The organism is Actinomadura sp. NBRC 104412, assembly GCF_030269515.1.
GTDB lineage: Bacteria > Actinomycetota > Actinomycetes > Streptosporangiales > Streptosporangiaceae > Spirillospora.
The window spans coordinates 84823-108094 of record NZ_BSTM01000006.1; the positions used below are offsets into that span (position 1 = coordinate 84823).

At 71.6% G+C, this 23272-nt stretch carries 18 protein-coding genes and 1 pseudogene; 9 read left to right on the plus strand and 10 right to left on the minus strand.

Features of this window, described 5'->3' with window-relative positions:
• Positions 1-10: 10 nt before the first annotated feature.
• A complete protein-coding gene (locus QSK21_RS10040; protein ID WP_285695199.1) occupies positions 11-3016 on the plus strand; it encodes a glycoside hydrolase family 3 protein in 3006 nt (1001 codons plus the stop codon).
• A 10-nt stretch (positions 3017-3026) separates the two neighbouring features.
• Here the strand turns inward: QSK21_RS10040 and QSK21_RS10045 are convergent, their stop codons facing one another.
• The gene (locus tag QSK21_RS10045; protein ID WP_285695200.1) at positions 3027-3518 is read right to left on the minus strand and encodes a nucleoside deaminase; all 492 of its coding nucleotides are present in this window, start codon (positions 3516-3518) and stop codon (positions 3027-3029) included.
• A gap of 73 nt (positions 3519-3591) precedes the next feature.
• Between QSK21_RS10045 and QSK21_RS10050 the strand changes: the two genes are divergently transcribed.
• Entirely contained in the window at positions 3592-5784 is a 2193-nt protein-coding gene (locus tag QSK21_RS10050; protein ID WP_285695201.1) for a TerD family protein, read from the plus strand.
• Positions 5785-5829: 45 nt separating this feature from the next.
• Here the strand turns inward: QSK21_RS10050 and QSK21_RS10055 are convergent, their stop codons facing one another.
• Positions 5830-6729, minus strand: coding sequence for an endonuclease/exonuclease/phosphatase family protein (locus tag QSK21_RS10055; RefSeq protein ID WP_352231269.1), 900 nt, complete (start codon positions 6727-6729; stop codon positions 5830-5832).
• 69 nt (positions 6730-6798) lie between these two features.
• Here QSK21_RS10055 and QSK21_RS10060 point away from each other — a divergent pair.
• Positions 6799-6954: pseudogene (locus QSK21_RS10060) on the plus strand (D-glutamate cyclase family protein); the annotation flags it as partial.
• Positions 6955-6962: 8 nt separating this feature from the next.
• Here QSK21_RS10060 and QSK21_RS10065 read toward each other — a convergent pair.
• Positions 6963-9341: a glycoside hydrolase family 3 N-terminal domain-containing protein gene (locus QSK21_RS10065; RefSeq protein ID WP_285695203.1), complete on the minus strand. Its 2379-nt coding sequence runs from the start codon at positions 9339-9341 to the stop codon at positions 6963-6965.
• 256 nt (positions 9342-9597) lie between these two features.
• Here QSK21_RS10065 and QSK21_RS10070 point away from each other — a divergent pair, with 256 nt between their 5' ends.
• The 4 genes from QSK21_RS10070 to QSK21_RS10085 all read left to right on the plus strand — a co-directional run bounded on the left by QSK21_RS10070 (position 9598) and on the right by QSK21_RS10085 (position 13562).
• Positions 9598-10884, plus strand: coding sequence for an extracellular solute-binding protein (locus tag QSK21_RS10070; protein WP_285695204.1), 1287 nt, complete (start codon positions 9598-9600; stop codon positions 10882-10884).
• Positions 10885-10887: 3 nt separating this feature from the next.
• A complete protein-coding gene (locus QSK21_RS10075; protein ID WP_285695205.1) occupies positions 10888-11952 on the plus strand; it encodes a carbohydrate ABC transporter permease in 1065 nt (354 codons plus the stop codon).
• Between the two features lie 101 nt (positions 11953-12053).
• Positions 12054-12869 carry a carbohydrate ABC transporter permease gene (locus tag QSK21_RS10080; protein ID WP_285695206.1) on the plus strand — a complete coding sequence of 272 codons (816 nt, stop codon included), beginning with the start codon at positions 12054-12056 and terminating at the stop codon, positions 12867-12869.
• A gap of 18 nt (positions 12870-12887) precedes the next feature.
• Positions 12888-13562, plus strand: coding sequence for a cupin domain-containing protein (locus QSK21_RS10085; protein WP_285695207.1), 675 nt, complete (start codon positions 12888-12890; stop codon positions 13560-13562).
• Here QSK21_RS10085 and QSK21_RS10090 read toward each other — a convergent pair.
• From QSK21_RS10090 to QSK21_RS10120, 7 genes are all read right to left on the minus strand, one after another.
• Complete coding sequence (locus QSK21_RS10090; RefSeq protein WP_285695208.1) at positions 13544-14656, minus strand: AAA family ATPase; 1113 nt, start codon at positions 14654-14656, stop codon at positions 13544-13546. The two genes, QSK21_RS10085 and QSK21_RS10090, sit on opposite strands and share 19 nt — an antisense overlap.
• Positions 14653-15303 (minus strand): nicotinamide riboside transporter PnuC, encoded by a 651-nt coding sequence (gene pnuC, locus QSK21_RS10095; protein ID WP_285695209.1) that lies wholly within the window; start codon positions 15301-15303, stop codon positions 14653-14655. The genes QSK21_RS10090 and pnuC overlap by 4 nt, the downstream gene beginning before the upstream one ends.
• A 53-nt stretch (positions 15304-15356) precedes the next feature.
• Entirely contained in the window at positions 15357-16367 is a 1011-nt protein-coding gene (locus QSK21_RS10100; RefSeq protein WP_285695210.1) for a LacI family DNA-binding transcriptional regulator, read from the minus strand.
• Positions 16368-16421: 54 nt separating this feature from the next.
• Positions 16422-17888, minus strand: coding sequence for a GH1 family beta-glucosidase (locus QSK21_RS10105; RefSeq protein ID WP_285695212.1), 1467 nt, complete (start codon positions 17886-17888; stop codon positions 16422-16424).
• Positions 17885-18799, minus strand: a complete 915-nt coding sequence (locus QSK21_RS10110; protein ID WP_502871534.1) for a carbohydrate ABC transporter permease — start codon at positions 18797-18799, stop codon at positions 17885-17887. The genes QSK21_RS10105 and QSK21_RS10110 overlap by 4 nt, the downstream gene beginning before the upstream one ends.
• The gene (locus tag QSK21_RS10115) at positions 18796-19782 is read right to left on the minus strand and encodes a carbohydrate ABC transporter permease (protein WP_285695213.1); all 987 of its coding nucleotides are present in this window, start codon (positions 19780-19782) and stop codon (positions 18796-18798) included. The genes QSK21_RS10110 and QSK21_RS10115 overlap by 4 nt, the downstream gene beginning before the upstream one ends.
• 120 nt (positions 19783-19902) lie before the next feature.
• Positions 19903-21216, minus strand: a complete 1314-nt coding sequence (locus tag QSK21_RS10120) for an ABC transporter substrate-binding protein (protein ID WP_285695215.1) — start codon at positions 21214-21216, stop codon at positions 19903-19905.
• Positions 21217-21901: 685 nt separating this feature from the next.
• Between QSK21_RS10120 and ribA the strand changes: the two genes are divergently transcribed.
• Positions 21902-22552 carry a GTP cyclohydrolase II gene (ribA, locus tag QSK21_RS10125; RefSeq protein WP_285695216.1) on the plus strand — a complete coding sequence of 217 codons (651 nt, stop codon included), beginning with the start codon at positions 21902-21904 and terminating at the stop codon, positions 22550-22552.
• 5 nt (positions 22553-22557) lie between these two features.
• The gene (locus tag QSK21_RS10130) at positions 22558-23271 is read left to right on the plus strand and encodes a CDP-alcohol phosphatidyltransferase family protein (protein WP_502871535.1); all 714 of its coding nucleotides are present in this window, start codon (positions 22558-22560) and stop codon (positions 23269-23271) included.
• Position 23272: the final 1 nt, after the last annotated feature.

The following is a 23272-nucleotide window of genomic DNA, read 5'->3' on the forward strand; positions in this document are numbered from 1 at the left end:
AGGAGAAGCCGTGGTGCCGCACAGACGCAGACGCAGACCGATCATCTCCGTTCTCTCCGGGGCGGCACTCGCCGCCACCCTGGTCGCGGCACCTCCGGCCGCGGCCCTCGACACCCTCCCGTTCCGGAACCCGGACCTGCCGGTGAACGCGCGCGTCGAGGACCTGCTCGGCCGCCTCACCCTGGACGAGAAGGTGTCGCTCCTGCACCAGTACCAGCCGGCCATCCCGCGGCTGGGCATCAAGCGGTTCAAGACCGGGACCGAGGCGCTGCACGGCCTGGCCTGGTCCACCGACATCAACTCCACCCCGCCGGGCGCCGTGCGCACCGCCACCGCCACCGTGTTCCCGCAGTCGGTCGGGCTCGGCGCCACCTGGAACCCCTCGCTGATGAGGCGGGTGGGTTCCGCCGTGGGCGACGAGGCACGCGGCTACAACAAGGAGAACTCCGACCTGTGGGGCCTCCAGCTGTGGGCTCCCGTCGTCAACCTGCTCCGCGACCCCCGGTGGGGACGCAACGAGGAGGGCTACTCCGAGGACGCGCTCCTCACCGGTGTGCTGGCCACCGCGTACGGCAAGGGCATCTCGGGCGACGACCCGCGCTACCTCAAGGCCGCGCCCGTCCTGAAGCACTACCTGGCCAACAACAACGAGATCCGCCGGGACACGACGTCCTCCAGCCTGCGCCCGCGGGTGAAGAAGGAGTACGACGAGGTCCCGTTCAAACTGCCGATCTCCGCGGACGCCGCGACCGGGATCATGACCGCCTACAACCTGATCAACGGCCGTCCCGCCACCGCCCACCCCGACGCCCGGGACGTCGTCCGCTCGTGGACGGACCGGACGCTGTTCAACGTCACCGACGCGCACGGCCCCAACAACCTGGTGAACTCGCAGCGGTACTACGGCACCCTCGCCGAGGCGGACGCCGCCACCCTCAAGGCGGGCGTGGACAGCTTCACCACCGACGACACCAACTCCGGCATCACGATCGCCGCGGTGAAGGAGGCGCTGTCCAAGGGCCTGCTGGCCGAGCCGGACGTGGACACCGCCGTGCGCCACATCCTGTCGATCCGCGTCAGGCTGGGCGAGTTCGACCCGGACGGCGGCCCCTACGCCAAGATCACCAAGGCGGTGGTGGACAGCCCCGAGCACCGGCGGCTGGCCCGGCAGGCCGCCACCGAGCAGCTCGTGCTGCTCAAGAACCAGAACAGGACCCTTCCGCTGGACGCGAGACGCGACAAGAAGGTCGCGGTCGTCGGCCCCCTGTCGGACACCCTCTACACCGACTGGTACTCCGGCGCCCTCCCGTACCGGGTCACGCCCTTGGACGGGATCCGGCAGCGCCTCGCGTCCACCGGCGGGTCCGTCGCGGGCACGGAGGCCGTGGACCGCATCGCGCTCAAGGACCCGGCCACCGGCAGGTACGTCACCGGCGGCGCCGACGCCGACGGCGACCTCCTCAAGCTCGCCGACACCACCTCCGCGGCGACCTCCCAGTTCGACGTGTTCGACTGGGGCCAGGGCGTGCTGACCCTGCGGAGCGCCGCCAACGGCAAGACGGTCGGGCGCTTCGTCAGGCCCGACGGGAGCTGGACCGACAACCTCGCCAACGACCAGGCGCAGCCCTCCGGATGGTTCGTCCAGCAGATGTTCAAGCTGGAACCGCACGGCGACGGCGTCCTGCTCCGGTACGCCGGGTACGAGAAGGCGTTCGACTGGGCCGAGCCCGCCAAGACCTACCTCAAGGCCGGCGCGGACGGCACCCTTGTCCTGGCCACCAAGGAGGAGGCCACCACCTTCACCCGCGAGGTCGTGCGCAGCGGCGTGGACGACGCCGTGAACGCGGCCAAGGACGCGGATGCGGCGATCGTGGTCGTCGGCAGCATGCCGTTCATCAACGGGCGCGAGGACCACGACCGCACCACGATGGCGCTGGCCGAAGGCCAGTCCGCGCTGGTCAAGGCCGTGCGGAAGGCGAACCCCAACACGGTCGTCGTGGTCGAGAACAGCTACCCGACCACCCTCACCTGGGAGCAGAGGCACATCCCGGCGATCCTGTGGTCGAGCCATGCCGGTGCCGAGACGGGCAACGCCCTGGCTGCGGTGCTGTTCGGCGACACCGGGCCGTCCGGGCGGCTCCCGCAGACCTGGTACCGCTCGGAGAGCGACCTGCCCGACATCCTCGACTACGACATCATCAAGTCGGACCGGACCTACCAGTACTTCAAGGGCACGCCCCTCTACCCGTTCGGGCACGGCCTCTCCTACGGCACGTTCCGGTACGGGCGTCCCGACGTGCGGCTGCGCGACGGGCATGTCACCGTGACCGTCCCGGTCACCAACATCGGGAAGGTCGCGGCGGACGAGGTGGTGCAGCTCTACACCCACCAGCGGACCTCACGCGTGAAACAGCCGCTCAAGAAGCTGCGCGACTTCGAGAAGGTGCGGATCGCGCCCGGCCGCACCAGCACGGTCACGCTCGGGTTCCGCGTCTCCGATCTCGCGCACTGGGACGTCACCCGCAACCGGTGGACCGTGGAGAAGGCCGACCACGACATCATGATCGGCGCTTCGTCCGCGGACATCAGGCGGCGCGCCACCCTCGCCGTGCCGGGCGAGACCGTCCCCGCCCGCGATCTCACCCGGCCCACCCGCGCCGTCGACTTCGACGACCACCAGGGCGCCGGAATCGTGGACGAGAGCAAGCCGTCCGGTGACGCCCTCGCCGCGGGCGCGGGCGGATGGGTCGCCTTCACCGGCGCCGACTTCGGACCGCGGGGCGTCCGCGGCCTGCGGGTGCGGGCGGCGAAGGAGAGTCCGGGCGACACGACCGCGCAGGTCCGTCTCGGCTCGCCGACCGGGCGCCTGGCCGGGACGGTCACCATCCCGTCCACCGGCGACCGCTACACCTACCGCGACCTCACCGCCGCGGTCACCGGGGTGTCCGGACGCCAGGACGTCTACCTGGTGTTCGGCGGCGACGTCCGGCTGAGCACCTTCGCCTTCACACGCTAGGAGCAGGGCGTCAGGCGGAACGTGAGGCCGAGTGGTAGGCGCGATGCACCTCGCGCATCCGTTCGGCCAGTTCCGGGACGGGGCCCTCGACGACCACGCCGGGGGCCACGTCCCGGGCCGGGATCGCCGCGACCGGCGACGGCGGCTCGCCCCATTCCGCACGCCATCGCGTGAGCTGCGCCGAGGACGCCGCGTACACGATCCGGCCGAGCCCGACCCAGCCGTGCGCCGCCGCGCACATGGGGCAGTGCTCGCCCGAGGTGTAGACGGTGGCCGCCGCCCGCTCCTGTGCGGTCAGGTTCGCCGCGGCCCACCGGGCCAGCGCGAACTCCGGGTGTGCCGTCGCGTCCCCGGTGGAGGTGATCCGGTTGTGGTCCTCGGCGAGGACCGTCCCGTCGCCGCCCACCAGCACCGAGCCGAAGGGCTCCTCGCCCGCATCCATCGCCTGTTTCGCCAGCTCGATGCACCGTTCGAGGTGCCGTATCCCGGTTTCGTCGATCATGGTCACCGTCCTATCACAGGTACCGCACGGAAAGGGGATGGCCGTTCACGCGGCGGCCTGTCAGCATTCCCGGGTGAGCGCGAACCTGGAGGAACTGGTCATCCGGCATACCCGCCGCGTGCCCGTCCCGTCCGTCACCCCGGATCCGGGCCGCCGGATCGGCTCGCCGGGCGTCGCGGCGCGCCGGTTCGACGCCGTGCTGATGTCGGCGGGATTCAAGCTGTCGCGCGATCTGCTGTCCCGCCTCTCCGGCCTTCCCGAGCAGACGGTCGTGGATCTGGCGGTGCGCGTCCTGCCGGTCGTGCGGCGCCTCGCCGGTGACCACGTGCGGCACAACGCCTACTTCCGGGACTTCCCGAACAACGTGCCCGACACGCTGGGCTTCTGGCTGAGCTGCGTCCGCGAGGCGTTCCCCGACCCGGTCGAGGCGTGGGGGGCCGAGTCGAGGGTGGAACACGGCGTCCAGAACCTCCTCGATCTGCCGGGCTACGGCCGCTACCGGCACACCTACGAGGAGCTGCTGGACGCCCACGACGAGCTGATCGAGAGCGCCGGTGACCGCGTGACCGTCCTGCACCCGGGCGGTTCACTGGACGAGGAGGTCACCGGCCTGTACCTCGCCCTGGCCGGAAGCGTCACCCCGCTCACCGGCGCCCACGCGGAGGACCTGCGCGTCCTGGCCGAGCGCTGCGCGGACGGGCCGCAGCCGGAACGGATCCCCGTCCGGGAGAACCGCGCCCTCATCAACCAGGCGCGCCTCCACACCGGCGCCGGCCTGCTCCTGGACACCGTCACGGACGTGCTCCGCCTCGCCTGCGCCCTGTCGGACGGGGACGTGAGCCTCGCCGGGCCGTCCCGCTTCGTCTCCTTCCCCCGCCCGGTGCGGCGCGCCCTGCTCGCCGGGCTGGACGACGTCGTGCGCGCCGCCCCGGCCAAGCTCGGGGACGTGGCCGCGCACCGCGAGGAGTGGAAGCGGCTCGGCGAACGGCTCCACCCACACGAGTACGGCACGCGCTGGCCCCACGCCGCCGGCGTCTTCGCCGTCGCTCGCGGGGAGCGGCGGGCGCCGTCGTTCGCCTCGCGGGTCGAGGCCCTTCTCGCCGCCGGTGACGTGGCGGGCGCCGCGACGCTGCTGCGTTCGGCGCCCGGCCTGCTGTTCCGCTCGCTGGACCGGCTGCTGCGGCTCGCCCCGTCCGCCGCCGTCCAGGACGCGGTGCTGGAGGCCGCCGCGTCCGTGGCCGACCAGGTGTCCGGGCGCGTCCTGCTCTCGGTACGCGAGCACCTGCTCAACCGCGGGGGCTCGCGCGGCCGTACGCGCGTCTTCGTCAACCGGCTGAGCAGAGGGCGGACCACCGCCGACACCCGGCCTCCCCTCGGCAAGGGCGTCATCACCGGGCTGTCGGCGTTCCTGGACACCGAGGTCCAGCGCCGCCTGCCCGAGGTCGGCCACCTGCTCGTCGACCCCGCCGTCCTGGACGTCGCGCTGCCTCTCAGCGGCGGGGCCGCCGCCGACGGCCTCGGCACGCTGCCCCGCGGCTCGGTGTCACCGGTCGACGGCGAGCTGCTGCGCTTGTTCGTCCACTGGCGCGAGCGGCGGATCCCCACCGACGTCGACCTGTCGGCGCTGCTGCTGGACGCCGGCCACCTGAACCCGCGAAGGCTGTCGTACACGTCCCTGAGCATCCCCGGTGGCGCGCACTCCGGTGACCTCACCGCAGCGCCGGACGGCGCCTCGGAGTTCATCGACCTGCGGCTCGGCGAGATCGAGGCGGACGTGATCATCCCGCAGGTGCGCATCCGCTCCGGCGAGGGGTTCGAGGAGGTCGCCGAGTCGTTCTTCGGGTTCATGCTGCGGGACGCGGAGCAGAAGGGCCGCCCGTTCGAGCCCCGCACCGTCCGGATGAAGTCCGACCTGCGCGGACCCGGCCGGGTCGCGCTGCCCCTGGCGTTCCTGCGCGGGGAGGACGGCGGGTGGCGCGCCAAGTGGCTGCACCTCTACCTGAAGGGACGCCCGTCGTTCGACCGGGGCGAAGGCGACCGGCTGACGATGCCGGACCTGGTGCGCCGCCTGGCCGACCGCCGGTTCCTGACCGTCCGCCACCTCATCGACCTGCTGGCGCCCGGCGCCGCCTCGGTGACGTTCTGGGACGGGACGCGACTCCCCGGTCATCCCGTCACCTTCGTGGGCCTGGCACGCCCGGACGGCCTGCACGAGAAGTCCACCGTGGTCACGACGGGAAACCTGCGCGACCTCATCCCCGCCTGACTGTTAGGGTCACCGGCGGGGCGAGGCCATGAGGGCGCTTCCTTCTCACAGCTCGGACCGGCCGGCGCTCTCGCTCTCCTCGCCCCCCACCACGATCTCGGCGACCACCGGCAGATGATCCGAGGCGGCGGGCTCGGAGGTCACCACCGCCGCCCTCCGCACGACCACCGACGCGGACGTGAACACGTAGTCGATCCGGCGCCTGGGCCTCCCGCTGGGAAACGTGTGGCCCCTGCCCCTCCCGGCCTGCGCCCACGCGTCGGACAACATCCCGGTGAGCACCCTGGCCGCCGCCCTTCTCGGAGTGGCGTTGACGTCGCCCATCAGCACGAACGGCTCCTCGGTGCCGGCCAGCAGCCGCAGGATCTCCTTTGCCTGCGCCAGCCGTTCCCCCCGGCCGCCGAACTGGAGATGCGTGTTGTACACGGTCAGCGGCACACCGTCCACCACGATCCGCGCCCGAAGCAGCCTCCGCTGCTCGCCCCGGCCGGAACGGGGAAGCGGCGTGTTGTCCCACTCCACGATCGGGTCGCGCGCCACGATCGCCGTCCCGTACTGGCGGCGCGGCTCACCCGGCCGCGACGGCTCGGCCTCGACGTTCACCCCGTACACCACGTGCTTGCCCAGCTCGCCCGCCAGCCAGGACGGCTGGTCGGCGAAGCCGCTGCGCCGCGACCAGTGCCGGTCGACCTCCTGGAGCCCCACCACGGCGGGTCGTTCCCGTCGATGAGCCGGACGATCCGCTCCAGGTCGAGACGGCCGTCCGTCCCCGAGCCATGGCGGATGTTGAAGGTCATCACGGTCAGCGCGGGCACGTCGGCACCGTACCCCGGGGAAGGAGCGGCCAGTCGGCGCCGTCCCGCCGGATCCAGGACCGCCGCCTGCCGGGCGCGGTCGATCTGCCGGGCGGCTCCCCGCGCAGCACCGCGTCCACGACCGGGTCACGGACCAGGACGCCGCCTGACCAGCGCGCGGATCCGTGCCGCCGTGTCGGGGCGCAGGTCGCGGAGCGCCGTCGACATCCGCCCGGGTGAGATCCAGGTCTTCTGGGCCTGCGGCGTCACCCCGCAGGCGGCGGTGATGGCCTCGCGTCCGGCGTTCGCCATCGGTCACGCCCCCGGCCACATGGTGATCACCGACGCGCACGACGACGACTACCTCGTCCCCTGAGCGTTCCGTCAGAGCCGGGTGACCTCGACGGGGACGGTCAGCACGCGGTTCCGGCCGAGGACGCGGACCGGCCCCTCCAGGGTGAAGGAGCCTCGCAGGGGGAGGTCGGTGCTGGAGCGCCCGACCGCCACCCCGATCTCGCCGGGTTCGACGACGCGGCGCAGCGACGGGCCGGTGAAGGACGTGCGGTCGGCGTGCACGGTGAACGTCACACGGGCCGACTCGCCGGGGGCGAGCGGCACGCGGGCCCAGCCGGCCAGCCAGCGTTCGGGACGGACGACCGAGGCCACCGGGTCCGACAGGTAGAGCTGGACGACCTCCGTGCCCGCGACGGCCCCGGTGTTGGTGACGTCGGCGGTGACGGTGACCTGCCCGTCCGTCCCGGCGGACGGGGTGACCGACAGGTCGCCGTAGCCGAACGTCGTCCAGGTCAGGCCGTGCCCGAACGGGAACATCGGGGTCGGGTCGACCGGGGTCCACTCGTGCGCGGCCTCCAGCGGGGTGCGCAGGTGCGTGCCGGTCGCGATGGCCGGGCTGCGCGGGACGCCGGTCGGCAGCCTTCCGCCGGGCTCGGCCCGCCCGGACAGCACCGCGGCGATCGCGGGAGCGCCCTCCTGGCCCGCGAAGAACGCCTGCACCACGGCGGCGGCGCGGTCGGCCAGGCCGCCGAGCGCGTACGGGCGCCCGGTCAGCAGCACCAGCACCGTCGGGGTGCCGGTGTCCAGGACGGCCCGCGCCAGCTCGACCTGCCGGCCGGGCAGGTCGAGGGTGTCGGTGTCGCAGCCCTCTCCGGAGGTGCCCCGGCCGAACAGCCCCGCGCGGTCGCCGAGGGCCAGCACGCACACCTCGGCGTCGCGGGCGGCCTCGACGGCGGCCTCGATGTCGGCGTCGTCGGTGGCGAAGAGGTCGGATCCGGCCGTCACCCGCAGGTCGCCGGCGAGCTCTTCGGTCAGGGCCTCGGCGAGCGAGGGGATCCGCACCCCCATCGGCACGTCCGGGTGCTGGGACCCGACGTGCAGAGGGAAGGTGTAGCAGCCCAGCATCGCCAAGGGGTCGTCCGCGACCGGTCCGGTCAGCGCGACCCGGGCGCCGGGACGCAGCGGCAGCGTGCCGTTGTTGGCGAGCAGGACGATCGACCGTTCGGCCAGCCGCCGGGCCAGGTCGCGGCCGCGTGCCGAGTCCAGGTCGGGCTCCGCCCCCGGGGCGGGCTCCCCGGTGCCGTCCAGCAGGCCGAGCTCGGCCTTGGCGGTCAGGACGCGGGTGGCGGCGCGGTCCAGCTCGTCCTCGGTGACCAGCCCCGAACGGACGGCCTCGGCCAGCGGCCCGCCGTAGCAGCGGACGGTGGGCAGCTCCACGTCCAGGCCCGCCCGCAGCGCCTCGGCGGCGGCCTCGGCGCGCGACCCGGCGACGCGGTGCCGGGACTCCAGAAACGAGATCGCGTAGTAGTCGGACACCACCAGCCCGGTGAAGCCCAGCTCCTCGCGCAGCAGCCCGGTCAGCAGCCGCCGGTCGGCGGAGGCGGGGACGCCGTCGATGTCCTGGTAGGCGGGCATCACCGCCCGCGCGCCGCCCTCGCGCAGCGCCATCACGAACGGCTCCACCACCACGTCGGCCAGTTCGCGCGGCCCGAGCGTGGCGGGCGCCAGGTTGCGGCCGCCCCGCGCGCTGGCGTACCCGGCGAAGTGCTTCAGCGTGGTGATCACCCCGGACCGTTCCAAGCCCCGCACGTAGGCGCTCCCGACGAGACCGACGAGGTAGGGGTCCTCTCCGATGCACTCCTCGCAGCGGCCCCACCGGTAGTCGCGGATGACGTCCAGGACGGGCGCCAGCCCCTGGTGCACCCCGGCGGCGCGCATCCCCTCCCCGATGGTCGAGGCCATCTCCTCGACCAGCTCGGGATCGAACGAGGCGCCCCAGGCCAGCGGGGTGGGAAAGACGGTGGCGCCCCAGGTCATGAAGCCGGTCAGGCACTCCTCGTGCACCATCGCCGGCAACCCGAACCGGTTCGCTCGGGTCACCGTGCCCTGCAACTCGCGCAGCCGCGCCATGCCCTCGGCGGGCGTGACGGGCGCGGTGCCGTAGACCCTGCTGAGCTGGCCCAGACCCGCCTTGGCGACCTCGTCCAGCTCCGGGGCGGGCTCGCCGGAGTCGTCCTCCATCGGAGCCACCGGGGCGCCGGGCTCGGCCGGCCTCGCCCAGTAGCCGCCGAGCTGGGCGGCCTTCTCCTCGACGGTCATGCGCTGCAACAGGTCGGCCACCCGCTCGGCCACCGGCAGCCGCGGGTCGCGCCAGGGCTCGGCGTGGCCGTCCGGGGCCCGCGAGTCCATGGCCGTATCCGGACGGTCGGCGGCGGTGCCTGGGGCGCCGTGGGGAGTAGCGGCGGTCATGGGCGGCCTTCCTTCCCGTGGTCACGTGGCGGGCGCGACCGGTCTCGGCATCGACTGCGAACATTATCGCAAGCTTTCCGAAAATCCATCCCACCCCGGGACCGGGGAAAAACATCGATTGGGCCACGGATCCAGAGAAAACGGCCCTCGGCTATTGACCCGTACAGGGGCGCTTCTTAGGATCCGGCACCAAGCGAGGTCATCGAGATTTTCCGAAATGTTTCGATGGCGTCCCCATCCACCCCCAGGAGGCCCGATGGGCACCGAAGCCCTCTCCCGTCGCACCTTCCTCGCCGCCGCCGGGCTCGCCGGCCTGTCCGTACCGCTGCTGGGCGCCTGCGGCGACGACTCGGACTCCTCGTCGGGCAAGACCACCTTCGAGTGGTGGACGATCGCCACCACCGAGCCTGGCAAGACGCTGTTCCCGCAGCTCGCGCGGGAGTACATGCAGGCGAACCCCAATGTGACGATCAAGCACACGGCGCTGGAGAACGACGCCTACAAGGCCAAGATGACCGCGCTCATCGCGTCCGGGAATCTTCCCGACGTGTTCCACACCTGGGGCGGCGGCGTGCTCAAGCAGCAGATCGACGCCGGCCTGGTCAAGGACCTCACCAAGGACATCGCGTCCTGGTCGGGCACCATCAAGCCGCTGGCGTTGCAGGCGTACCAGTTCGACGGCAAGACCTACGGCGTCCCCTACGACTACGGCCTGGTCGGCTTCTGGTACAACAAGGCGCTGTTCAAGCAGGCGGAGATCGAGGGGACGCCCACCACCTGGACCCAGTTCCTCGACGCCGTCCGCAAGCTCAAGGCCGCCGACATCACCCCGATCGCCCTGGCCGGCAAGGAGAAGTGGCCCGGCCACTACTACTGGGCCTACCTGGCGATGCGCATCGGCGGCCTCAACGCGCTCAAGCAGGCGCAGGCCAGCAACGACTTCAGCGGCCCCGCGTTCGTCCAGGCGGGCGAGCGGCTGAAGGAACTGGTCGACCTGCAGCCGTTCCAGCAGGGGTTCCTCGGCGCCGACTACCCCTCGCCCACCGGGCAGGCCGCGACCATGGGCAACGCCAAGGCCGCGATGGAGCTGATGGGCCAGTGGGCGCCCAGCGTCCAGTCCGACGCGGGCAAGGGCATCGGGAACGACCTCGGCTTCTTCACCTTCCCGACCGTGGAGGGCGGCCAGGGCGCCGCCACCGAGGCGTTCGGGGGCGGCAACGGCTGGGCGCTGGCCGAGGACGCGCCCAAGGCCGCGCTCGACTTCCTCAAGTGGTTCAGCTCGGTCGAGATCAACCGCAGGCTGGTGGCGTCCAAGGGCTACCAGCCGGTCATCAAGGGCGCCGAGAGCGCGGTCGCCGACGCCAACCTCCGGACCGTGGTGCAGACCCTCGACCGGGCCACCGGCTTCCAGCTGTTCCTCGACCAGGCGTTCCCGCCGGCCGTCGGGCAGCAGGTCAACGACAGCGTCGCCGCGCTCATCGCGGGCCAGTCGACGCCGCAGGCGGTCACCGAGGCCATCACCAAGACGGCCAAGAGCCAGTGACCCATGGTCCTGCCTACCAGGAAGGACGGCACCGCGGCGACGGAGGCGGGCGCCGCCGCTGAGCGCTCCGGCGCGGAGACCCCGCCCGGCGGCGTGCCCGGCCCCAAGGGCCCCGAGGGCCGGGCACGCGGGGGCGGACCCGGGGACGGGCGGAAACGCGGGCGGCGCCGGTTCGGCGGCCCGCTCGTCGTGACGGTGTTCCTGTTCCCGGCGATGCTGCTGTTCGCGATGCTGGTGCTGGTGCCGATCGGGGTGGCGCTCTACACCAGCCTGTTCCGGTGGGGCGGCTTCGGCCGGCCGGAGAACTTCGTCGGGCTGGAGAACTTCCGCCGGCTGTTCCAGGACGAGGTGTTCCTCGGCGACCTGTGGCGCGGCCTGGTGCTGATCGTGCTGGCGCTGGTGCTCCAGCTCCCGTTCGCGCTGGCCATGGCGGTGATGCTGAACCAGCGGATGCGGGGCCGCGCGGTCTACCGGCTGGTGTTCTTCGCGCCGTACGTGCTGTCCGAAGTGATCACCGGTGTGCTGTTCACCATGATCTTCGACCCGGGCGGCGGGCTGGCGGACCAGACGCTGGAGGCCCTCGGGCTCGGCGACCACGGCATCGGCTGGTTCTCCGAGTCCTCCACCGTGCTGCCCACCCTGTTCCTGGTGCTGACCTGGAAGTACTTCGGCTTCCACATGATCCTCTACCTGGCCGCGCTGCAGAACGTCCCGGCCGAGGTGCTGGAGGCCGCCTCGATCGACGGCGCGGGGCCCTGGCAGCGCTTCCGGCATGTCACGCTGCCGCTGCTGGGACCCACGCTGCGGATCACGGTGTTCCTGTCCATCATCTGGTCGATCCAGCTGTTCGACCTGGTGTGGGTGATCAGCGGCGGCGGTCCCGTGCACGCCTCGGAGACGATGGCCATCACGATGTTCGAGTACGGCTTCAAGCGCTACCAGATGGGCTACGCCAACGCGATCAGCGTGGTGATGTTCCTGCTCAGCTTCGTGTTCGCCCTCTTCTACCAGCGTTATGTGATGCGGCGGGACATCGAGGGCGCGGTGACGGCAAGGGGAGGACTGTGATGACGGCGCTGGCGCCCGGGAAGCGGCCACCGAGCGGGCCACCGAGCAGGTCACCGGGCGGGGCATCGGTCAGGCCGCGGAAAAGGCCACGGCCCGCCGCCGTGGCGCGCCGGCTGTCCATGCACACGCTCATCTGGGTGATCGGCCTGCTGATCGTGGGTCCCGTCCTGTACGGGGTGCTGTCGGGGTTCAAGACCACGCCCGAGCTGTCCAGCAACCCGTTCGGGCCGCCCCAGGAGTGGATCACCCGCAACTACACCGACCTGCTGGCCTCCGGCGACTTCTGGCGGCAGCTCTCCAACAGCACGGTCATCGCGGTCGCGACCGCGCTGCTCACCGTCGCGGCCTCGGCCGCGGCGGCGTTCGTGTTCGCGCGGCTGGCCTTCCGGGGACGCGAACTGCTGTTCACGCTGTTCGCGATCGGGCTGATGTTCCCGTTCGCGGTGGCGATCCTGCCGCTGTACGTGCTGCTGCGCACGTTCGGGCTGCTGGACAACCCGCTGGGGGTGATCCTGCCGCAGGCGGCGTTCGGGCTGCCGGTGACGATCATCGTGCTGCGCGGGTTCTTCCGCGCCATCCCCGGCGAGATGGAGGAGGCCGCGCGGATCGACGGCTGCGGGCCGTTCGGCTTCTTCTGGCGGATCCTGCTGCCGATGGCACGGCCCGCCCTGGCCACCGTCTCGGTGCTGGCGATCGTGACGAGCTGGAACAACTTCTTCCTGCCGCTGCTGGTGTTCAACGAGCCGGACTGGTGGACGATCCCCGTCGGCGTCCAGCAGTTCAAGGGCGAGCACTCCTCCGACACCGCCCGCATCCTCGCCTACGTCACGCTGGCCATGGCGCCCGCGCTCGCGTTCTACGCCGTCGCCGAACGACATCTGATCGGGGGTCTCACGGCAGGGGCCACGAAAGGCTGAAGGTCTTACCATCGGATGATGACGTTCCCTGGTGGGGTCGGGGTCTCGGGTCTGCGCGTCTACGACTGGCCCACGGCCGACGGGCTGTGCGGAGGGTCGCCCCACGTTCATCTGGCCTGCGCAGAGGCGTACGTGGTCGTGGGCGGCACGGGGCGGGTCCAGACGCTCACCCGCCAGGCGTACGAGGAGACGCCCTTGTCGCAGGGCGCGGTCGTCTGGTTCACGCCCGGGACGATCCACCGGCTGGTCAACGACGGGGACCTGCGCATCGTCGTCATCATGCAGAACAGCGGGCTCCCCGAGGCGGGCGACGCGGTCTTCACCTTCCCCGTCATGGACCCGGCCGTCTACCATCCGGCGGCGACGGTCACCGATGAGCCGTCCGCGCGCCGCCGCCGCGACCTGGCCGTCGAGGGCTTCCGCACGCTGCGGCAGCGCGTCCGCGACGGCGACGGCGCCGCGCTGGACGACTTCTACCGCGCGGCCGTCCGCCTCAAGCGCGACCTGGTCGACGAATGGGAGCGGCGCTGGCGTTCCGGAGCGCTGACCTCGGCCGTCCGCACCGGCGACCATCTGGCGCATCTGCGCGCCGGCGACTGGAACTACCTCACCGGCGCCTCCGTCCGCCGGGTGTCGCCGGGACAGGCCCTGGGAATGTGCGGCCACCTGGAGACTTACGAGCTGTCGCCCTGATCCGTCCGCTTCGGGATGAGGGGCGCGGAGAACGACCAGCCCTTGTCCAGCAGCGCCTCGACCGCCGTGACCGCGGTGGCGAGACGCTGCTCGTGCCGGCCCCTGACGACGACGTGCGGCAGGTTGCGGCGTTCCAGCTCCTCGCGGAACCGCGCCGACATGTGGTGGCGGATCGACTCGCCGTCGCGCCAGCCGTCCTGCACGAACGGGACGCCCGACGGGTCGGTGACGATCCACAGGTGGTGGCGGTCGTTGTGCTGGTGGAGCGTCTCGGGAGCCGTTTCGCCCAGGTAGCGCTCGTACCACAGGGCCGTGGCGAACGCGTCGGTGTCGCAGATCAGGACGGGGGAGCCCGCACGGGCCGCCGCCTCCTCCAGCGCGAGGTGGCGTTCGGTGACGAGGGTGAAGTCGTGGGGCGTCCAGACGATGTCGTCCAGCCACAGGTCCCGGCCGCCGGAGCCTGCGGCGCGGCGCGCGGCGGCGAGCTTCTCCTCTGTATAGACGCGCCCGTACTCGGGGACGTACCGCGTGGACGCCCAGACCCCACCGCGCGACACGAAGCGGGCGGCCAGGGCGCGGGCGAGAGTGGTGGTGCCCGTCGACTCCGCGCCGACGACCACCACACGGCGCGCCAGGTACCCGCGTACGGGCGGGGCCAGGTGATGCCAGTGCGCGATGGGATCGTCCCGTACGGCGGTGCCGCTGACGGGGAAGCGCTCGCGCGGCGGATCGACGGCGACGTGCTCGGCCGACAGGCGCCGGGCCAGCTCGGGCCCGTACGCCTCGGACGAGAACACCGCGTCCACGGGCGAGGACAGGCCCGACCGGAACGCGGCGACATGGGCCGTCCAGGCGTCCTCCGAGCCGTAGTCGATCTCGTGGTCGTCCACTACCGGGGCGATGTCCACGTGCGGCTGCGGGTGGACCTCGCGGAGCCACGCGGCGCGCAGCGCCAGCGGGATGCTCTCCACGGTGGAGCCGGCGACGACCACGGTGACCCGGTCGCACGCCTTCGCGGCCGTGTCGATCAGATGGTGGTGCCCGGCGTGCGGAGGGTAGAACTTGCCCGCCACCATCCCGTGCGCGTACGTCATGCGGGGGAGGGGGCCACGGCCGCGGCGCGGGAGCGGAAGTCGTCGCGCCAGGCGTTCAGGCCCAGGACGCACAGCGTCAGGAAGATGATGTACAGCGCGCTGGTGAGCTTGAGGTCCTTGGAGAAGTAGAGCGGGATGTAGACCAGGTCCGCGGCGATCCAGATCCACCACGACTCCAGCAGCTTGCGGGACTGGCCGTAGATGGCCATCAGCGACAGCGCGGTGGTGAGCGCGTCCCAGAACGGGACGGTGGAGTCGGTCCAGGCCATCAGCATCACGGTGAGCAGCGCGGTGGCGGCGGCGCCGGCGGTGGCCAGCACCGCCCAGGTGGTGCGGGACGTGCGGGTGACGGGCAGGTCGTCGCGTCCCTCGCCGCCGTACAGCCACACCCACCAGCCGTAGGACTGGAGCCCGACGTACACGACCTGAAGCCCGGCGTCGGCGTACAGGCCGCCGTCCAGGAACACCAGGCCGAGCAGGATCACGTTGGCGATACCGATCGGCCAGTTGAGGATGTTCTGCCGCACGACCAGCCAGACGTTGACCGCGCCGGTGGCGAAGCCGAGCAGCTCGGCCCAGGTGGTCGGGACCGTTCCCAGATGGAACGCGGGCTGGAGCAGCGGGCCGAGCAGGTCGTGCAGCGTCATGGACGGCTCCCGGGGGTCATAAATCGTCAAATAGACGATAACAGGGGCGTCCGTCAGGCGCTCTCCCTCACCACCAGGTGCGGCTGCAGGATCACCACCGGGTCGGCGGGCTCCTCGCCCTGGATCCGGGCGATCAGGAGACGGGCCATCTGCCGGCCCATCTCCTCGACCGACTGGTGGACGGTGGTCAGCGGCGGGTCGGCGAGCGGCGCGCTGGAGGAGTCCTCGAAGCCGACCACCGCCACGTCCTCGGGCACCCGGCGCCCGTGCTTCTTCAGCACCCGCATCGCGCCCAGAGCCATCGGGTCGTCGGCGGCGAACACCGCGTCGACCTCGGGATACCGGTCCAGCAGCTCGGCCGCGGCCGTGACACCGCTGGCCTCGCTGAAGTCCCCGCAGACCACCATCTCCGGAAGCCCCGCCGCGGCCAGGGCGTCACGGTAGCCCTGCAACCGGTCGATGCCCACGCCCATGTCCTGCGGACCCGAGATATGGGCGATGCGCGTGCGCCCGCCGCGCACCAGGTGCTCGACCGCCTGCCGGGCGCCGTCGCGGTTGTCCACGTCCACGTACGAGACCGGGACGACGCCCGGCGGGCGGCCGCCCAGGACGGTCGGCACGCCGCCCGCCTCCAGCTTGGCCGGCAGCGGGTCGTCGCCGTGCAGCGAGGTCATCAGCACCCCGTCGACGTGCTGGCCGGTCAGGTAGTTCTCCAGCCGCTCGTACTCGGCGGGCGAGCGGGCCAGCGCCAGGAGCAACTGCAACCCCGTGTCGTGCAGCTCCGGGCTGATCCCGCGGATGATCCCCGCGAAGAACGGCTCGGCGAACAGCCGCTGCTCGGACTCCGACACCACCAGCGCCACCGTGTCGGTGCGCCGGGTCACCAGCGTCCTCGCGGCCCGGTTGGGCACGTAGCCCAGCTCGTCGATCGCCCGCAGCACCGCCTCGCGCGCCTCCGCGCTCACCCGCGGCGAGCCGTTGATGACGCGCGAGACCGTGCCCCGGCCGACCCCCGCCCGGGCCGCCACTTCCTCCAGCGTGGGGCGCGCGGAACCGCGCCTCACCTCCGTCGACCGTTCATCGCCTTGCGTCGGCCCCTTCTTCCCCGCCGTTGCCGATCACGCCCGTTCCGACAGCCCGCCGGCCCGGATCACGCTCGCGTACCAGCGCGCGCTGTCCTTGGGCACCCTGCGCTGCGTCGTGTAGTCCACGTGGACCAGCCCGAAGCGCTTCGAGTAGCCCCAAGACCACTCGAAATTATCCAGCAGAGACCACGTGAAGTAACCGCGCAACGGAACGCCGCCGGTTATGGCCTGGTGCGAGGCGCGCAGGTGCGCGTCCAGGTATTGGATCCTCTCCTCGTCATGGATCGGGGTGTCACCGTTGGGGGCCTCGTCGTACCCCGCGCCGTTCTCGGTGATGTAGAGGTCGACCGGGGGGTACTCGCGGTGCAGCCGGGTCAGCACCTCGTGCAACCCGGTCTCGTCGATCTCCCAGCCCATCCCCGTCACGGGACGGCCGCCGTCCACGAACCCGACATGCTCGCTGCCCACCCAGGGGGAGACGGTGGAGAACGGCGACGACACCGCCTGGGCGGTCACGTCCGGGTCGCCGGTCACGGTGAACCGCGAGTAGTAGTTCACGCCGAGCTGGTCGATGGGCTGGTTGATGACCTCGGTGTCGCCGTCCAGGATGGCCGAGGCGAACCCCAGGTGGTCCAGGTCCGCCAGCACGTCCTCCGGGTAGAAGCCGCGCAGCAGCGGATCCAGGAACAGCCGGTTCTGCATGCCGTCCACCCGGCGTGCCGCGTCCAGGTCGGCCTCCGCCTCGCTGGCGGGCGAGATCGCGTACAGGTTCACCGCCGCGCCCAGCCGGTGCTCGGGATGCCGCGCCCGCATCGCCTGGACGGCCGCCCCGTGCCCGAGCATCAGATGATGCGCCGCGCGCAGCGAGGCGGCGGGTTCCCTGCGGCCCGGGGCGTGCTCGCCCGAGGCGTAGCCGAGGAACGCCGCGCACCACGGCTCGTTGATGGTCATCCACTGCGCCACCCGGTCGCCCAGCTCACCGTGGATGAGGGCGGCGTAGTCGGCGAACCGGTACGCGGTGTCGCGTTCGGGCCAGCCGCCCGCGTCCTCCAGCGCCTGCGGCAGGTCCCAGTGGTAGAGGGTCGGCCACGGCTCGATGCCCGCCTCCAGCAGCGCGTCCACCAGCCGCCGGTAGAAGTCCACCCCGGCCTGGTTGAGCGGGCCGGAGCCGGACGGCTGCACCCGCGGCCACGACACCGAAAACCGGTAGGCGTTCAGCCCCAAATCGGCCATCAGCGCCACGTCCTCGCGGAAGCGGTGGTAGTGGTCGACCGCCACGTCGCCGGTGTCGCCGCCCAGCACCTTGCCGGGCGTACGGCAGAAGGTGTCCCAGATGGACAGGCCGCGCCCGTCCTCGTTGGCCGCGCCCTCGACCTGGTAGGCGGCGGTGGCCGCCCCCCAGCGGAAGCCGGCGGGGAACGCGAGCGGGGCGGCGGGGGAGGCGCCCTGGTCGGCCTGCGTGCGGCCGTGCCGCCTGTCACCTTGTGTGGGAGAGCTCACGCCTTGATCGCACCTTCCATGATGCCGCCGATGATCTGGCGGCCGAAAATGATGAACACCACCAGCAGCGGGAGCACCGCGAAGGTCGTCCCGGCGAACATGAGGGTGTAGTCGCTGAAGTAGGCGTTGGACAGGTTGTTGATCGACACCTGGACGGTGGGGTTCTCGGGGCTGAGCACCGCCAGCGGCCACATGAACTCGTTCCAGGTCTGCATGAACGTCAGCAGCCCCAGGACGCCCGCCGCGGGACGCAGCGCGGGCAGTACGACCCGCCAGTAGATGCCGAAGGTGGTGCACCCGTCGACGCGGGCCGCCTCGATCAGCTCGTCCGGCACCGCCTGCTGCGTGTACTGGCGCATCATGAACACGCCGAACCCGGTGACCAGGAACGGGACGATCACCGCTTGCAGGCCGCCCTGCCAGCCGATCCTCACCATGATCATGTACAGCGGGATGATGCCCATCTGCACCGGGATCATCATGGTCGCGATGATCGTCAGCAGCAGCGCGTTCTTGCCGCGGAAGCGCAGCTTGGCGAACGCGAAGCCGGCCAGCGAGGCGAAGAACACCGTCGAGATCGTCACCGCTCCCGAGGCGATCGCCGAGTTCAGCAGGCCCTGGGCGAAGTAGGCGTCCGGGTTGTCGAACAGCCGCCCGGCGTTGTCGAAGAACCGGCCCCCCGGCAGCACCGGCGGGGGCACGTCCGACACCACGTCGTTGGACCGGGTGGCGACGACGATCATCCAGTAGATCGGAAAGATCGACAGCACCAGCGCGACGATCAGCGCCAGGTAGGTCAGCGGGGTGGCGTCCCACATGGCCCGGAACCGGCCGTGCCCGTTGCGCCGGTGCGCGCCGCCACCGCCGCGGCGGCCGGACGAGGTCGCGGACGGCGTGGTCAAGGCGGTCATCTGGTCCCTCCCGCACGCCTGACGAACATGAAGTTGAGCAGCGAGAACAGGATGATCAGGACGAACAGCGCCCAGGCGACCGTCGCGCCGTACCCGTAGCGGTCGTCGTTGAAGGCGTTGTCGTACATGTACATCGTGATCGTCTGGAACTGGTGCAGGGAGCCGCCGTCCATCTTGTTGGCGGTGCCGCCGCCGAACAGCACGGGCTCGGTGAACAGCTGGAGGCCCCCGATGGTGGAGATGATCACGGTGAAGATGATCGTCGGCTGGAGCATGGGCACCGTGATCTGCCAGAACTGCCGGAGCCTGGACGCGCCGTCGATGGCGGCGGCCTCGTACAGGTCCCGCGGGATGGCCTGCATCGCCGCCAGGTAGATGAGCGCGTTGTAGCCGGTCCAGCGCCAGTCCACCATCACCGAGATGGCCAGCCAGGACCAGCCGCGGCTGGCGTGCCAGTCGATGCCGTCCACGCCCACCAGGCCGAGCGCCCAGTTGATGAACCCGAAGTTGGTGTCGAACATCTGGCTGAACACGATCGCCACCGCCGCGGTGGAGGTGACCAGCGGCGCCACCATCCCGATCCGGAACAGCGTGCCGGCCCGTATCCGCCGCGCCAGCGCGCTGGCGATGAACAGGGCGAGCAGCAACTGCGGCACCGTGGAGATGAAGAAGATCCCGACCGTGTTGACGAGCGCATGCCAGAAGTCGCCGTCGGTCAGCAGGTAGTCGTAGTTCTCCAGGCCGATCCACTCGCGCGTCCCGGAGGCCAGCCCCCAGTCGTGCAGGGACACCCACAGCGTGTACAGCAGCGGGAACAGCCCGAAGACCAGGAACACGAGGTAGAACGGCGAGATGAACAGGTAGGGGGATGCCTTGAGGTCGAGGCGGGCCAGCCTGGACCGCCACGATCTGCCGCGCGGCGGGTCGCCGGGCGCCGGCGGTGCCTTCCGCGCGCCGGTGGCGGGGCGCGTCTCGATGGTCATGCGCGTCCTTCCGAAAGGGGGCCCGCGCCGGCTCGTGGCGGGGTGACGCCACGAGCCGGGCGGAGGGGCGTCCGTGGGAGCCTCATCGGCCCCTGGGCGGTTGTACCGCCGGCGGATCGGTCAGCGGGCGGCCTTCTGGGCCTCGCTCACCGCCTGGTTCCACGCGTCCTCGGCCTTGACCCTGCCCTGACCCACCGCGATCAGGACGTTCTCCACGGCCAGCCGCACATCCTCGTGCTTGGGGCCGAGGTAGACGGGCTTGACCTGCGCGGCCAGGTCGCCGAAGAGCTTGCCGGTCGGCGCGTTGCTGAAGTAGGCGCTGGTCGCGCCCGCCACCGCCGGGTCCTTGGCGGCCTGCGGCGAGGACGGGAAGGTGTTCTTGTCCTTGTAGGCGCCGATCTGGCCCTGCGGGCTGCTCAGGAACTTGGCCAGCTCGGCGGCCTCCCTCGGGTGGTCGGACTGCTTGGGCACGGCCAGCCAGGAGCCGCCCCAGTAGCCGCCGCCGCCCGGGATCGCCGCCACGTCCCACTTGCCCTTGCCGTAGTCACCGGAGAACTCCTCGATGCCGCCGAGCATCCAGGACGGGCAGGGCAGGGTGGCGAAGGTGTCGCGCTTCAGCGCCGTCTGCCACGGCGGGGTGAAGATCGACATGTCGGCGGTCATCTTCGCCGCCTCGAACTTCAGCGTGGTGTCGAAGGACTGCTTGACCACGGGGTTGGTGTTGAAGACCAGGTTGTTGCTCTTGTCGAAGAAGCTGTAGCCGGGTCCGGCGCCCGCGTTCTGCAGGACGGTGGCGCGGAAGATCGCTGTGGGGCCGTCCAGCCACTTGGTGCCCGAGACCTCCCGCTGGAACCGCTGGCCGGTGTTGTAGAAGGCGTCCCAGGTCGGCCACAGCTTGGACACCTCGTCCCGCTCGGTGGGCAGGCTGGCCTTCTCGAACAGGTCCTTGCGGTAGCACATGCCGAGCGGGCCGATGTCGGTGCCGAGGCCGACGAGCTGGCTGCCGTCGGGGCTCAGGCCCATCTGCCACTTCCACGGCAGGAAGTTGTTCTGCAGTTCGCGGCCGCCGTAGTCGAAGAGGTTGACGAACTTGTTGCGCTGCTGCATGTAGGTGGGCAGGATGCCCTCCTCCAGGGCGACCACGTCGCCGGCGCCGCTGTTGGTGGCCATCCACTGCTGGAGGCGTGGCCTGTAGTCGTCCAGGGTGGACGCCTTGCGCTGTCTGATCTTGATGTTGGGGTGGGTCTGCTCGTACTGCTTGTAGAGCTGCTCATAACCGAACTCGCCGAACACGTCGACGGTCAGGGTGATGGGACCGCTCTCGCTATCGTCCCCGTCGCCGCAGGCGGACGCGGCGACCAGGACCCCGGCCAGGACCGCCGCGACCGCGGCCCTGACGGCGCTTCCGCGACCGCCTCGCTTGGTGACCCTCATTCCGACCCCTCTCAGGTCGTGCCGGGATACATGGGATGGGTGGTACAGGTGCCGGACCGGCCTGTGGCACCGACCATGGGAGCGCTCCCACGAAGCGAAGCCTCTCCGACATCCCGGTGTCAATGGGTCGAAACACAACCGTTACTCGACGGGGCCTCCGCGCGCTCTCGCGTCGGCGGGCGGCGGTTGACACGGATTCGCCGGCGGGTGAGGCTGTGGTATGGGAGCGCTCCCAAGATCGACGCCAGCGGCGGACGCCGTCGCCGCCCGCGGTCGTCCGCTGCCCGGCGCCCGCGGGTCTTGGGGCTCGAAGGTCCTGGTCACCGAGCCGTACCTCCCTCGGCAAGGCAGGGCCGCCTCCCTCGGGGAAGAGAGGGGCGCGCGGTTCCCGGCGCGCCCCTCTTACTCCTCGCCCGTCCGCGATGCCCCGGTCAAGGCCCGGCTTCTCCCCTCCGTGGATGGCCGCATCGTGCCACCAGAGATCTCTCCTCGCGTCAACGGTTGAGCGCACGTCCGTTCACGGCGTCGCACAGGACGGCCATGCCCGGGCGACCCCTTCCCCCTCGACCGCACACGGCCCATGACGGGGCGCGACGAAGCGGTCGCGATTAAGAGCGGTTCGGCGGAACCGAACGGGCAGACCGTTACGTACAGGGGGGAAGAGAGCGAGGCGACGAGGGGGAAGATGCGCGAGCAAGCCATTGGCTACGAGGACATCGCGGAAGCGGATCTGGCGACCCGGAGGGGCACCTTCCGGGCCGTCGCGTTCCGGGACCCGCTGGACGGCAACGAGCACATGGCCCTGGTCAGGGGCACGCCGAGGGCCCGTGACTCCGTCCTGGTGAGGGTGCACTCGGAATGCATGACCGGGGACATCTTCGGCGCGACGCGCTGCGAGTGCGGGGACCAGCTCGGCGCGGCGCTGGACGCGATCGTCCGCGAGGGCACGGGCGTCCTGGTCTACCTGCGCGGCCACGAGGGCCGGGGCATCGGCCTGGTGGCCAAGGTCCGGACCCACATCCTCCAGGACGAGCAGGGCCTGGACACCGTCGACTCCGCCACGGCGCTGGGCCTGCCGGTGGACGTCCGCGACTACGGGCCCGCGGTGCGGGTGCTGCGGTACCTCGACGTGCGGTCGGTCAGGCTGATGACCAACAACCCCGACAAGGTGGACGCCCTGGAGTCGTGCGGGGTCAAGGTCGCCGAGCGGGTCCCGCTGCTGGCGGCGGCCAGCGACGACAACATCGGCTACCTCACGGCCAAGCGCGACCGGCTGGGTCACGACCTGCCGCAGCTCGACGCGCCCAGCCCGCAGCTCGGCGGGACGGGAGGCTGACACCGGTGACCGCACTGTTGAGCTCGGCCGCCTGGGCGACCGGCACCGCCTACGGCACGGCGCTGTGGGCGATCATCCGTTACGGCAAGCGGCGCGCGGGCACCCCCTCCCTGGGACCGGCCGACTTCGTGACGCTGGCGCGCGCGATCCTGGCCGGCGCCGTCACCGTCCTCGTCGTGGACGGCCTCGTGCGCGGCACGGAGGTCGCCGCGCTCACCTCCGTCGCCGCCGTCGCGCTGGTCCTGGACGCGGTGGACGGCCAGGTCGCGCGGCGCACCGGGACGGCCTCGGCGTTCGGCGCGCGCTTCGACATGGAGGCCGACGCGTACCTGATCCTGGTGCTGAGCGTCTACCTGTCCGGGATCCTCGGGCCGTGGGTGCTGGCGATCGGCCTCATGCGGTACGCGTTCGTCGCGGCGTCCTGGGCGCTGCCCTGGCTGCGCGGTGAGCTGCCGCCGAGCCGCGCCCGCAAGGTCGTCGCCGCGGCGCAGGGGATCGTCCTCGTCGTGGCCACCTCCGGCACCGTCCCCCGTCCGGTCGCCGTCGCCGCCGTCGCCGGCGCGCTGGCGGCGCTGGCGTGGTCGTTCGGCCGCGACATCGGCCGGCTGTGGCGCAACGCCCGCGGGCCCGCCACGAGCGGGCGCGCCACGACCAGGCGTGCCGCGAGCAGGCGCGCGTACCGGCGGCGGCTCGCCGCCGTGCTGGAACCGGGACGGTGAG

What these genes read in the sequence shown, in the direction of transcription:
- QSK21_RS10115 (WP_285695213.1), bottom strand. Translation starts at nt 19,782, where the DNA reads ATGACCATCGAGACGCGCCCCGCCACCGGCGCGCGGAAGGCACCGCCG.
- pnuC (WP_285695209.1), bottom strand. Translation starts at nt 15,303, where the DNA reads ATGACGCTGCACGACCTGCTCGGCCCGCTGCTCCAGCCCGCGTTCCAT.
- QSK21_RS10110 (WP_502871534.1), bottom strand. Translation starts at nt 18,799, where the DNA reads ATGACCGCCTTGACCACGCCGTCCGCGACCTCGTCCGGCCGCCGCGGC.
- QSK21_RS10065 (WP_285695203.1), bottom strand. Translation starts at nt 9,341, where the DNA reads ATGACCGCCGCTACTCCCCACGGCGCCCCAGGCACCGCCGCCGACCGT.
- QSK21_RS10075 (WP_285695205.1), top strand. Translation starts at nt 10,888, where the DNA reads ATGGTCCTGCCTACCAGGAAGGACGGCACCGCGGCGACGGAGGCGGGC.
- QSK21_RS10085 (WP_285695207.1), top strand. Translation starts at nt 12,888, where the DNA reads ATGACGTTCCCTGGTGGGGTCGGGGTCTCGGGTCTGCGCGTCTACGAC.
- ribA (WP_285695216.1), top strand. Translation starts at nt 21,902, where the DNA reads ATGCGCGAGCAAGCCATTGGCTACGAGGACATCGCGGAAGCGGATCTG.
- QSK21_RS10045 (WP_285695200.1), bottom strand. Translation starts at nt 3,518, where the DNA reads ATGATCGACGAAACCGGGATACGGCACCTCGAACGGTGCATCGAGCTG.
- QSK21_RS10120 (WP_285695215.1), bottom strand. Translation starts at nt 21,216, where the DNA reads ATGAGGGTCACCAAGCGAGGCGGTCGCGGAAGCGCCGTCAGGGCCGCG.
- QSK21_RS10070 (WP_285695204.1), top strand. Translation starts at nt 9,598, where the DNA reads ATGGGCACCGAAGCCCTCTCCCGTCGCACCTTCCTCGCCGCCGCCGGG.
- QSK21_RS10090 (WP_285695208.1), bottom strand. Translation starts at nt 14,656, where the DNA reads ATGACGTACGCGCACGGGATGGTGGCGGGCAAGTTCTACCCTCCGCAC.